Source organism: Anaeromicrobium sediminis (assembly GCF_002270055.1).
GTDB lineage: Bacteria > Bacillota > Clostridia > Peptostreptococcales > Thermotaleaceae > Anaeromicrobium > Anaeromicrobium sediminis.
The window spans coordinates 97,359-109,696 of the sequence record NZ_NIBG01000003.1; the positions used below are offsets into that span (position 1 = coordinate 97,359).

Genomic DNA, 12,338 nt, shown 5'->3' on the forward strand with positions numbered 1-12,338 from the left:
TTAGGAGGATTAATATGAAAAGCTTTAAAAAGGTTGTATCATTATTCCTTATTTCAGCTCTTGCACTTGGAGCTTTTGCCGGTTGCGGAAGCAAAGAAGCTGCAAAGGAAGAAGTGAAAGAAGAGGCAAAGGTTTTAAGAGTTAGTATGGCACTTGGTGAATCTGAGTGGGAAGTAATGAAGGAAAAAGTATTTCCAAAATTTGAAGAGGCTAATAATGTAAAGATTGAGCCACTACAAATTGAGCCTACAGACTTAATTACTAAGTTAGAGGCTATGAAGGAAGCAGACAAAATGGAAATAGACATTATTACACAAGACAATATGGCTTTAGCTCAACTTGTGGATAAGGGTCTAGTTGAAGATTTAAGTGAGTATAGAGAACTAATACCAGCAGAAATTATTCCATCATTAGTACCAGTTGGAGAATTTAGTGACAAATTATTCTTTATGCCTTATAGACCAAATGTGGAAATTAACTTATACAATGAGAATAAATTTAATGAATATGGACTTAAGCCTCCTACTAACTGGGATGAACTTTTAGAAGTGGCTAAGACTTTAAAGGAAAAAGAAGGTTTAGGAAGAGTTGCTATTAAAGGTACATTAGATGCAAATACTACTGTACAATTATTCGAGTTTATTAGACAGGCAGGAGGAGACCCTCTAGTACTTAATGACGAAGGATCTGTAAAAGCTTATACATTCTTACAAGAATTATATAAATACTTATCTCCAGACACTAAGAAAGCTGACTGGAATACTATGAACAAGTACTTAGCAACTGAATCAGTATACTATGGAGCTAACTGGCCATTTGCTGTAAATGTAATTGTTAAGGATGGAGAAAAGGAAGAAATTAAACCAGCTATGTCTTTCACAGGACCAGTTAAGAAGTCTAGAGTATTAGGTGGAGAAGTTATTGGTATACCAGTAGGATCTCAAAATAAGGAATTAGCCTTTGAATTTATGAAGTATTTAATGAGTAAAGAAACTCAAGAAATATTGGTATCTGAAATGGGATGGCCAGCTGCTAGAACTGATGCTTATGGTGAAGTTGAAGAGTGGCAACAACCATACTTTGCAGCGGTTAATGAAGCTATTCAAGTGGCAGAAGCTAGACCAAATGTTGTTTACTGGGATGTGGTAGATAAGGCCTTAAATGATGCTTTAAGAGAAATTGCTATTGAAGGTAAGGACGTAAAAGAAACACTAGACAAATATGCAGCAATTATAGAAGAAGCTAAGAACAAGTAAAGTATAGTGGGACATATGAAAAAACATATGTCCCACAAAATTTATGAGATTATATATCTTTTACAAGGAGCGATAAGTTATGACAAACAAATTGAATACTAATGACTGCAGTGAATGGAATATTGTAGAAAGTAAATTTCATATAGAAAGTAATGCCCATTATGAAACTCTTTTTTCCCTTGGAAATGGATATATAGGAATGAGAGGGACCTTTGAAGAAGGATATAATGGACCTGATGGAACTGGAATTGAAGGAAACTATATAAATGGTTTTTACGATAGTCATGTGATTAAATATGGAGAAGTTGCCTACGGATATGCAAAAGAAGGGCAAACAATGTTAAATGTTACTAATGGAAAGATTATAAAGGTTTATTTAGGAGAGGAAGAATTAGACTTAACAAAGGGAACAATTAATGAATATGAAAGAGTACTTAGATTAAAAGAAGGAATACTTACAAGGGAATTAATATGGACATCACCTAAAGGAAAGAAAATTAAAGTTGAAAGCAAAAGATTAGTTTCTTTTAAACATAAAAATTTAGCAGCAATAAACTATAGTGTTACAGCACTTAACTTTGAAGAAGAGGTAAAATTAGTATCTGTAATAGATGGAAATGTAACTAACATGAGTACTAAAGATGATCCAAGGGTAGGTTCAAGCTTTGATGGGTCCGTACTCACTACAGAGGATATAAATATAGAAGATTCCTTTGGATTCGTTGGTCAAAGAACAAAAAATACTAAATTTAAAGTAATTTGTGCCATGGAAAATGAAATTGAAACGAGAAATTCATATGAAATTGAAAATAACAAACTGGACAACAGGGTTGAGACTATATATAAGATTCAAGCTAAGAAAGATGAAAAGATTACATTAAATAAATATATATCCTATGTTACATCTAGAGATTTAAAAGAAGAAGAACTTATACCAAGGGCAAAGGAAGTAGTTAAAAGAGCTAAGATAGATAAATTTGAAAGATTATTAGAAGATCAGATAAATTATTTAGAAGAATATTGGTATAAGGCAGATGTACATATAAAAGGAGATGAGCAGTTACAACAGGGCCTTAGATTTAACATGTTCCACTTGCTTCAATCGGCAGGTAGGGATGGAAAAACTAATATTGCTGCGAAGGGCCTTACAGGAGAAGGTTATGAAGGGCATTATTTCTGGGATACAGAAATTTATATGTTACCATTCTTCCTGTATCATCATCCTGAAATAAGTAGAAAATTATTAGAATATAGATACAGTATATTAGACAAGGCAAGGGAAAGGGCTAGAGAAATGGCTCATCCTACAGGTGCATTATTCCCTTGGAGGACTATAGCAGGGGAAGAGTGTTCAGCCTATTATCCAGCAGGAACAGCTCAATATCACATTAATGGAGATGTGGCATTAGCTATTAAGAGATATATGGATACTACAGAGGACACAGAATTTTTACTAAAATATGGTGCTGAAATGATCTTTGAAACGGCAAGACTTTGGGCTGATTTAGGCACATTTATAGAAAAGAAAGGATTTTGTATAAATGGGGTAACAGGTCCAGATGAGTACACAGCCATAGTAAATAACAACATATACACTAACCTAATTGCAAAGGTTAACTTAAGTTATGCTAATGAAGTTGCAACTTGGATAAAAGAAAATGAACCTAAAGCCTATGAAGAATTAGCTAAAAAAATTGACTTAAAGGGTGGAGAGTTAGAGTTATTTAAAAGAGCTGCTGATGAAATGTATGTACCATGCGATAAGGAAAGAGGATTATACGCTCAAGATGATAATTTCTTTGAAAGGGGAGTTTGGGATTTTGAAAATACTCCTAAGGAAAAATATCCGCTTTTACTACATTTCCATCCCCTAGTAATATACAGACATCAAGTATGTAAGCAAGCAGATTTAGTTTTAGCCTTATTTCTATTAGGTGAAAACTTTACTCTAGAGGAAAAGAAGAAAAACTACGATTATTATGAAAAGATAACTACTCACGATTCATCTTTATCTACTTGTATATTTAGTATTATGGCAAGTGAAATAGGATATCATGAAAAGGCCTATGACTATTTTATGAAAACGGCAAGAATGGATTTAGATGACCATAAGGGAAATACTACCCATGGAGTTCATGCAGCTAACATGGCTGGAACTTGGATGAGTGTGGTAAATGGCTTTGGAGGTCTTAGGGTATTTGGAGATAATATAAGCTTTAAACCTTGTCTTCCAAAGAAATGGGATGAATACGATTTTAAAGTTATTCATAAGGGTCGTTTAATACATGTACTGATAAATAAAAATGGAACTACATATAGATTATTAGAAGGTGAAGATATAACTATTAAACATTATGATAGGCATATTCTTCTAAAGGCTAAAGGAGAAGTAAAGATAGGAATAGGAGAAAATTAATATGAAAAATATAGAAGCTATAATATTTGACTTGGATGGAGTTATAGTAGATACGGCTAAGTATCATTTCTTAGCATGGCAAAGGCTTGCTAGGGAATTGGACATAGAATTTACCATAGAGGATAATGAAAGGTTAAAGGGAGTTAGTCGTATGAGATCCCTTGAAATAATATTAGAAATAGGTAATAAAACATTAGATGAAAAAGAAAAGGAAGATTTGGCATTTAAAAAGAATGAATGGTATAAGGAATATATTGCTAATATGGATGAGAGTGAAATATTAGAAGGTGCCAAAGAGTTTATAGAACTTTTAAGGGAAAACAATATAAAAGTAGTTTTAGGGTCGGCTAGTAAAAATGCCAAAACCATATTAGAGAAGCTTAATCTGATAGATTGTTTTCATGCTATTATAGATGGAACATGTGTCACAAAGGCAAAACCAGACCCGCAAGTATTCCTACAAGGGGCTGAGGCAGTAGGAATTGATCCTATAAACTGCATAGTATTTGAAGATGCAGAAGCTGGAATTGAAGCGGCTAAGAGAGCTGGAATGGTAGCCATTGGAGTAGGTGAAGCAGACACATTAAAGGATGCTCATATTCAAATAAAGGGCTTATACGAAATGAATATGGAAAGACTCATGAGCTTATAAAAGGGAGAGATGAAAGTGGCAGGTTTATCACTTAAAAATATAGAGAAAAAATATCCTAATGGATTTCATGCAGTAAAAAATCTAAATTTAGAAATACATGATAAGGAATTTTTAATACTAGTAGGGCCATCTGGCTGTGGTAAGTCCACTACCTTAAGAATGGTAGCAGGCCTTGAGGATATTTCATCTGGAGAAATGTATATAGGAGATAGGATTGTAAATGAGGTGGAACCTAAAGATAGAGATATTGCCATGGTATTTCAAAATTACGCCCTATATCCTCATATGACCATATACGATAATATGGCCTTTAGTTTAAAACTAAGAAAACTAAGTAAAGAAGATATAGACAAGAAAGTAAAGGAAGCAGCAAATATCCTTGGAATAGAATCCCTATTAGATAGAAAGCCTAAGGAACTATCTGGTGGACAAAGACAAAGGGTAGCCCTAGGTCGTGCTATCGTAAGAAAGCCTAAAGTATTCTTAATGGATGAGCCATTATCTAACTTGGATGCAAAATTAAGGGTGCAAATGAGAACGGAACTTAGTAAATTACATCAAGAATTACAAACTACTTTCATATATGTAACCCATGATCAAACAGAGGCCATGACTATGGGAAGCAGAATAGCAGTTATGAAAGACGGCATACTACAGCAAGTGGCAGACCCTCAAACTATTTATACTAATCCAACAAACATGTTCGTTGCATCATTTATAGGATCACCTCAAATGAATTTCATAGACTGCAAAGTAGTTAAAGATAATGGGGTATCACTAGATTATAAGGGTCATAACATATGTATTACAAAGGAAAGAACTAAGAGTCTAGAAGAGAGTGTATACCTTGGAAAGGATGTAGTGCTAGGAATTAGACCAGAAAACATATTAGTAAACAATGAATCACCAATAAAGGCTAAGGTAGAAGTAAAGGAAATGTTAGGATCAGAAACATACTTATATTTAAATATGGATGGGAAAAACATGATTGCAAGGGTAGAACCAAGTTTACAAGTGGAAATAGGAGAAGTAATAGGTCTTGAATTTATTAAGGATAAAATTCATATATTTGATAAGGAAACTGAATTAAGAATTAAGTAATGAAAAAAACTCTAGTGGATATTTTCACTAGAGTCTTTTTTTACTTTATGGGAAATGATAACATTCCCAAAATCGTGGATAAGTAAAAAAAAGGGGTTGTAGGAGAAGAATTCCCCTGCCTCTTTAAAGGAAGGTACTCAGATTGCGATAGCAATCGTCGAAGGAAAACATAGGGTTTCCTAGCGAAGCATACGGAGTATGCCTTTTTTATTCTTCAAGAGTACTTTTCCATTCTTTAAATATCAATTCTCTTGATTTCTCTTTTACAGCAGGATCTTCTGATGCTAATTTATAAGCAGTATCATAGTCAGCTGCCTTATAGATGATCAATCCACCTGAATGATCCATAAAAGGACCCTTTGCATAGATATTGCCCAATTCTATATGTTTATTCAAATAATCAATATGAATCTCCAGTAACTCTTTGTCCTTTTCAGGATCAACTTTATTTAAAAACGCAATAAAATATGGCATACCCTTCAACTCCTATTATCTTTTTTTATATTATACCACTTTATTACAATTGAATTATGGAATTTTCAGAAAATTAAAGCAAGCCTTTATTAGTATTATCTTGTCTTCTATTAGAGTGTTGAGTTCTCTCATTTCTCATATTACTTCAGCTTTTTAAATAAATCACTAAATATTCTGAAAAATCAGACAATGAAAACAAGATTAAAACGGTTATTAAAATAGTAGTTAAAACGATACTGCAATCAAAAAAATATATCATAATATTAGGACATATTAGTATGACACATAAAAATCACACGGGGAGGAGTATTTTTATGGAAGGTTTTTTGGAAGCAGTAGCTAAAATATCTGGATGGATATGGGGAACTCCAATGCGAGTAACTCTAGTAGGAGGAGGAATATGGCTTACCATAGCCTTAGGATTTTTTCAATTTAGGTATTTTCCATTCATTATGAAAGAGACATTTGGCAAGATATTTCATAAGGCAGAAGGTGAAGGAACCATATCACCATTTCAGGCGGCAACATCTGCCCTTGCATCAACTATAGGTGCATCTAATATTGTTGGAGTTCCTGTGGCAATAGCATTTGGAGGACCAGGAGCAATATTTTGGATGTGGGTTACGGCTTTAGTTGGATGTTCTTTGAAATTTTCAGAGGTTATGTTGGGAATGAAATACAGGGAAAAGAACAAAGAAGGAGAGTTTGTTGGAGGACCTATGTATTACCTCACAAAGGGATTAAAATCACCATTTTTAGGAGGGTTGTTTGCCTTTGGATTAATGTTAGAATTGGCACCATCTATAGCTACACAGGCTGTATCTGTAGTTCAAACAGCTAGTACAATAGGTATCCCTAAGATGGCTTCAGGAATCACATTAACTATTATTGTTGCACTAGTAGTATATGGGGGAATAAAGAGAATCGCTCAAGTTACAGAGAAGTTAGTACCTTTTATGGCAATTTTATATCTTATTGGAGCATTAATAATTATATTTGCAAATGCAGCCAGAATACCAGAAGCCTTTGCATTAATATTTAAGTATGCATTTACACCTATTGCTGCCACTGGTGGTTTTGCAGGAGCAGGAATTGCAGCTGGTATGAGATGGGGAGTAGCTAGAGGTTGTTACTCTAATGAAGCAGGGATGGGTACTGCACCTATAGCCCATGCAGCAGCTGTAACAGATCATCCTGCTAGACAGGCAATGTGGGGAGTATTTGAAGTTATTGTTGATACGGGAATCGTTTGTACAACTACAGCAATACTTGTACTTACTACAGGAATATGGAAAGACATACCTGCATCAGAGGCTGCATCCATGCCGGCACGTGCATTCCAAGCCCTATTAGGAGATGCAGTTGGTGGAGGAGTAGTAACTTTTAGTATATTAATGTTTGTATTATCTACAATTATTGTGCTTGTGTATTATGGCGAAAAACAAGCTGAGTACTTATTTGGAACTAAATTCTCTAAATTCATGAGAGTTGTGTATGTATTATCAATCATTATGGGGGCAGTAGGTGGAATTGAGTTCCTATATCAATTCTTAGATATATTACTAGCTATAATTATATTCCCTAATATGATTGGTTTAATATTAAAAACTAAGGAATTAAAAGAAATGAAAGATGAGTTTTTCAACGACCCTAAATATTATCCAGGGGCTAAGGTTAAAAACACAAATTAAGATTATATTACATAGGTTTAATACTTTAAAACTGTATTTAATAAATAGCTAGTTTGGAAATCTTTACTCTTATATCAATAGGGTTGAGAGATCAGAGTTTAGAGTTAAGGGTTTTAATTATTAAACACCAAACCCTAAACCTTGAACACTGAACTCTTAAACATATAGCTAGGAAAAAATGGGGGGCATAATTATGTTAAAGTGGAATAATCCAGAGGGGTTAAAAGAATTAGCAATGAAATTGATAGGTCAAAGAAGTGTATCGGGAACTACGAGTGAAATAGATATGGCAAAACTAATTTATAATACTTTAGGAGAAGCAGATTATTTTAATGAAAATCCACAAAATTTATTTTTACAAGATATAGATGGAGATTTATTAGGAAGAAAATTTGTAGGTGCCTTAATGGAAGGAAAGGGAAAATCAAAGGACACATTAGTATTAGTAGGTCATATGGATACGGTAGATGTTCAAGATTTTGGACTTTTAAAGGAATATGCATTTAATCCTTATGAGTATACTAAAAGACTTGACCCAGATGCGTTATTTAAAGATGCTAAAGAGGATCTTCTTTCTGGAGAATGGTTATTTGGTAGAGGTACTATGGATATGAAAACAGGTATGGCTTGGCAAATGTCATTATTAGAAGAGTATAGTATGAAAAATGACTTTGAAGGTAACTTTTTATTTTTAGCAGTACCCGATGAAGAATCAAATTCGGCAGGTGCATTAGCAGCTATTCCATTTGTAAACAGATTAGCAGAGGAAAGAGGACTAAATCCAATAGCCGTATTAAACTGCGAACCTAATTTTGGAGCATATCCTGGTGATAATAATAAGTATGTATACTTAGGCACAGCAGGTAAAATATTACCTGGATTCTTCTTTGTAGGTAAGGAAAGCCATGTGGGAGAATCACTAGCTGGATTAAATGTAAACATGATTGGTGCAGAGTTCATGAGGCGATTGGAAGTTGACACAGAGTTATGTGATGAGGTAGATGGAGAGGTAACAGTACCTCCAACTTGTTTGAAGTATAAGGACTTAAAGGAGTTATATTCTGCTCAAACACCTATAACTTCCATAGCTTATTATAACCTTCAAACCCTGAGCATGTCTCCTAAGGTGGCTTTAGATAAATTTAGAAAAATGGCAGAAGAAGCCCTAGATGAATGTATTAGAAAGGTTGAAGAACAAGGAGACATATACAAGAAAAGATCTAATCTTCCCGTTAGAGATATTAAATTTAAACCTCGTGTATTACTTTATACTGACTTATATGATATGGCTAAAGAAGTACATGGTGATTACTTAGACAAACATATTGAAGAATGTATGAATAAGTGGAAAGATGATACAACATTAGATGAAAGGGAATTAAACACAAAGTTAATAGCAGAAGTTCACTCCCTTTGTCCAGTAAGAGAACCTATGATAGTAATGTTTTTCGCTCCACCTTATTATCCTCATGTAGGCCTTCATGGTAAGAACGAGTTTGAAAGAAATTTAATAAATTTATCAGATAGATTAATAGATAAGGCAGAAAAGGATTTTGACGAAAAAATATTAAAACAAAAATATTTCCAAGGTCTATCAGATTTAAGCTATTTTGCTCTACAAGATGCGGAAGAAGTAATAGACTATCTTGTACCCAATACGCCATCCTGGGGAGTTAGATACAAGTTTCCTGTTGAAGAAATTAGAAAATTAGATTTACCTGTAATAAACTTTGGACCTCATGGTAGGGATCCACATAAATTTACAGAAAGAATTTTACTTGAGTATTCTTATGAAAAGGGACCAAAACTACTAAGATTTTTAGTGGATGAAATATTTAAGTTATAGTGGATGAAATACTAATACCCCCTTATATGTGTAAGGGGGTATGTATATTAGATGAAGGAAAATACAAGATTTTGTTGAATTAAAGACCATAGTAGCTAAATCTTTTATTGGGAGGCTAAAATGGGACAAAATGAATTAGTGTTATACAATGGACAACTTATAACATTAGATTCTAAGGGATCTAATGCTAATTGGATATATATTAAAGATGGATATATTAAGGATTTCGGTATAGATGATGGATATGAGAAATATAAAGAAAATGTTAAAATGATGGATTTAAAAAATAAATATGCTATTCCTGGATTCATAGATAGTCATGTACACCTTGTACAGACGGGATTAAATAAATTGGCAAATAACTTTTCAGCATGTAGGTCTATAAAAGATGTGGTAAGTGTGATTAAAGATGGAAATATGGAAAAAAGTTCTATGGGCCCAGTAATAAGAGGGGTTGCCTTAGAAGAAATAAAACTGGAAGAAAAACGTATGCCGACTAGGTGGGAACTTGATGTGGTTCATCCTAAAAAGATCCTATGGATATCTACTGTAGATTATCAGATCACCGTAGTAAATACCCATACTTATAAGTTTTTAAATTTACCATACAACATAGAAGGCATAGAACGAGATGAAAGGGGAATTCCTACAGGAGTACTTACAGGTAGGGCTAATTTCATAGCTAGAAAGAAACTACTTGGTATTATCTCTGATGAAGAGAGGAAAGAGGGAGTAGAAATAGCCTTAAAGGAAGCAATAAAGAAGGGCGTGACCACTATAAATGCCATGGAAGGTGGATTTTTATTCCATGATAAGGACGCATTATATGTACATGAAAATATAAAAAAATTTCCAATTGATGTAGAGTTATTCTTTCAAACTACCCATGTGGAGAAAGTTAAGGAGTTAGGCTTAAACAGAATTGGTGGAAGTATATTTCTAGATGGGTCTTTTCAAGCTAGGACTGCAGCTATGGAACTTCCCTATGAAGACCTAAATAGTACAAGGGGAGATTTATACTTTACATATGATGAATTAGAAGCATTTATATTAGCTGGCATTAAGATGAATATGGATACTACCATCCATGCGGTGGGAGAGAGGGCCATAAGTAGAATAATAAAAGTATATGAAGAAGCTAAGAGTCAGTTTCCTGATAGTAAGAGCATAATGAGGGTTCAACACTTTGAAATACCAAGAGAAGAGGATATGGATAAAGGATCAAAACTAGGTATAATAGCATCTATGACGCCAGCTTTTGAATATTTCTGGGGTGGAGAAGGAAAGACCTATGATAAAAGATTGGGAAAAGAAAGAATCATGAAAACTAATCCATTTAAAACCTTAATTGAAAAGGGATTTGTAATTGCAGGTGGATCTGAAAGTGATTTGACTCCAATAGATCCTTTGCTAGGTATTCATGCAATCTTGAATCACCATAACAAAGAAGAACGTATAAGTAATAAGGATGCCCTTCATATGTTTACCTTAAACGGAGCCAAGGCCATAGGTAAAGATAATATTAAAGGTAAATTGGAAAAGGGATATATGGCAGATATATGTATATTAGATGAGAATCCACTAGAGTGTGACAGGAAGAAGATTAAAGATATAAGTGTGTTAGCTACTATTAAGTCTGGAAAAATACTGTTTAATAATATATAGAGATAGCAGATTGGGGAGATAGTCTTGCTAAAGATGAAATTTTTAGGGGAGCCTAAAGTTATTTTTGAGGACAAGGATATTACTAAATCCATAAGTAGTAAGGGAATCGGCATTCTGGCATATTTAATGTCTAAAAAGAGGGGCATGAAAATTCATAGGGAAAAGCTTGCCACTCTATTTTGGAATGATAGTTCAGATAAATCTGCAAAATACAATTTAAGATATACTTTATGGGCAATAAAAAAATCACTAAAGAATTATAATATGGACCATATAATACTTTCCAATGATAAAAGTTATTGTTTAATCGATGAAAATGCAAATTTAGAATGTGATTTAGAATATTTTGAGACAATGGCAGAAGAAATCTTTAAGGGAAACTGGCAAGGTATAGAGGAATTTACCACCCTATATAAGGGAGAATTTCTTCAAGATTTCCATGTATATAATAATAGAGATTTAGACGACTGGATTATATATCAAAGGGAAAGGATACAAAAGATATATTTTAAAGGTTTAAAGAAATTATCAGAAACCTTTTGTGAACTAGAAGAATACTCTAAGGCAATAGAGTATTTAGAAAAACTGTTATATATGAACCCTTTAGATGAAGATATACACAGAAGACTAATGAAAATATATTTTCTAGGAGGCAATAGGGTTGCTGCCATTAAGCAATACGAAAAATGTAGGAATATACTTCGAACTGAGCTAAATATAAGCCCTATGGAGAAAACTAGAAAGATGTATGAAAATATTAAAAATGGAGATATAAAGAATCAAGAAGAAAATAAAGGAACAGTGGAGTATGTGTATCCAGAATTTTTCATACTTACAGAGATAATTGAGCAGACTTTAAATACATATCCAAATCTTTTAGAAAATATAAAAGACTCATATAAGGCTGAGTTAATTAAGATTATACCAGAGGTTGAGATGGATGAAGGCCAATGGAATATTACTTATTTGTCACCCCATATAGAAAAACTTAGGATATTTAGAGCATGTGGAGAGATTTTAAAGATATCTTTAAAGTTTGGGGAATTACCTATAATTAAGGTGAATGGACAGGTTGATAAAATATCTAGAGAGTTTTTAGAATATGTTAAGAGAAAATTTCCACAGGTATATATAGAACTTACCTTTAGTTATACTAAATAAGAAAAAGCTCTAGTCATTTTTTTATCTAAATATAGTATGATGAATATAGGATAGATAGTTTAATATGACTATAATA

At 33.3% G+C, this 12,338-nt stretch carries 9 protein-coding genes; 8 read left to right on the forward strand and 1 reads right to left on the reverse strand.

Translation table 11 applies throughout. The features are described from left to right. Nucleotides 1–14: 14 nt before the first annotated feature. The 4 genes from CCE28_RS05155 to CCE28_RS05170 all read left to right on the forward strand — a co-directional run bounded on the left by CCE28_RS05155 (nucleotide 15) and on the right by CCE28_RS05170 (nucleotide 5,425). Nucleotides 15–1,256: a sugar ABC transporter substrate-binding protein gene (locus CCE28_RS05155; protein ID WP_095131660.1), complete on the forward strand. Its 1,242-nt coding sequence runs from the start codon at nucleotides 15–17 to the stop codon at nucleotides 1,254–1,256. Nucleotides 1,257–1,335: 79 nt separating this feature from the next. Beyond that, complete coding sequence (locus CCE28_RS05160; protein ID WP_095131662.1) at nucleotides 1,336–3,672, forward strand: glycoside hydrolase family 65 protein; 2,337 nt, start codon at nucleotides 1,336–1,338, stop codon at nucleotides 3,670–3,672. A 1-nt stretch (nucleotide 3,673) separates the two neighbouring features. Next, on the forward strand, nucleotides 3,674–4,324 hold the full coding sequence (pgmB, locus tag CCE28_RS05165) for a beta-phosphoglucomutase (RefSeq protein WP_095131664.1): 651 nt from the start codon (nucleotides 3,674–3,676) through the stop codon (nucleotides 4,322–4,324). A 15-nt stretch (nucleotides 4,325–4,339) separates the two neighbouring features. Beyond that, the gene (locus tag CCE28_RS05170) at nucleotides 4,340–5,425 is read left to right on the forward strand and encodes an ABC transporter ATP-binding protein (protein ID WP_095131666.1); all 1,086 of its coding nucleotides are present in this window, start codon (nucleotides 4,340–4,342) and stop codon (nucleotides 5,423–5,425) included. 207 nt (nucleotides 5,426–5,632) lie between these two features. Here CCE28_RS05170 and CCE28_RS05175 read toward each other — a convergent pair whose 3' ends face one another. Then, nucleotides 5,633–5,899 (reverse strand): YciI family protein, encoded by a 267-nt coding sequence (locus CCE28_RS05175; RefSeq protein WP_095131668.1) that lies wholly within the window; start codon nucleotides 5,897–5,899, stop codon nucleotides 5,633–5,635. A 314-nt stretch (nucleotides 5,900–6,213) separates the two neighbouring features. Here CCE28_RS05175 and CCE28_RS05180 point away from each other — a divergent pair, with 314 nt between their 5' ends. From CCE28_RS05180 to CCE28_RS05195, 4 genes are all read left to right on the forward strand, one after another. After that, entirely contained in the window at nucleotides 6,214–7,590 is a 1,377-nt protein-coding gene (locus CCE28_RS05180) for an alanine/glycine:cation symporter family protein (protein WP_095131670.1), read from the forward strand. Between the two features lie 193 nt (nucleotides 7,591–7,783). Further along, nucleotides 7,784–9,436: a M20/M25/M40 family metallo-hydrolase gene (locus tag CCE28_RS05185; protein ID WP_176461667.1), complete on the forward strand. Its 1,653-nt coding sequence runs from the start codon at nucleotides 7,784–7,786 to the stop codon at nucleotides 9,434–9,436. Nucleotides 9,437–9,556: 120 nt separating this feature from the next. After that, nucleotides 9,557–11,101 (forward strand): amidohydrolase, encoded by a 1,545-nt coding sequence (locus CCE28_RS05190; protein WP_095131674.1) that lies wholly within the window; start codon nucleotides 9,557–9,559, stop codon nucleotides 11,099–11,101. Nucleotides 11,102–11,134: 33 nt separating this feature from the next. Further along, the gene (locus CCE28_RS05195; protein ID WP_141228315.1) at nucleotides 11,135–12,262 is read left to right on the forward strand and encodes an AfsR/SARP family transcriptional regulator; all 1,128 of its coding nucleotides are present in this window, start codon (nucleotides 11,135–11,137) and stop codon (nucleotides 12,260–12,262) included. The last annotated feature ends 76 nt before the right edge of the window (nucleotides 12,263–12,338 follow it).

Excerpts from the sequence above, each read along its gene's own strand:
- CCE28_RS05180 (WP_095131670.1), top strand. The coding sequence starts at position 6,214 with ATGGAAGGTTTTTTGGAAGCAGTAGCTAAAATATCTGGATGGATATGG.
- CCE28_RS05175 (WP_095131668.1), bottom strand. The coding sequence starts at position 5,899 with ATGCCATATTTTATTGCGTTTTTAAATAAAGTTGATCCTGAAAAGGAC.
- pgmB (WP_095131664.1), top strand. The coding sequence starts at position 3,674 with ATGAAAAATATAGAAGCTATAATATTTGACTTGGATGGAGTTATAGTA.
- CCE28_RS05190 (WP_095131674.1), top strand. The coding sequence starts at position 9,557 with ATGGGACAAAATGAATTAGTGTTATACAATGGACAACTTATAACATTA.
- CCE28_RS05195 (WP_141228315.1), top strand. The coding sequence starts at position 11,135 with ATGAAATTTTTAGGGGAGCCTAAAGTTATTTTTGAGGACAAGGATATT.
- CCE28_RS05160 (WP_095131662.1), top strand. The coding sequence starts at position 1,336 with ATGACAAACAAATTGAATACTAATGACTGCAGTGAATGGAATATTGTA.
- CCE28_RS05155 (WP_095131660.1), top strand. The coding sequence starts at position 15 with ATGAAAAGCTTTAAAAAGGTTGTATCATTATTCCTTATTTCAGCTCTT.
- CCE28_RS05185 (WP_176461667.1), top strand. The coding sequence starts at position 7,784 with ATGTTAAAGTGGAATAATCCAGAGGGGTTAAAAGAATTAGCAATGAAA.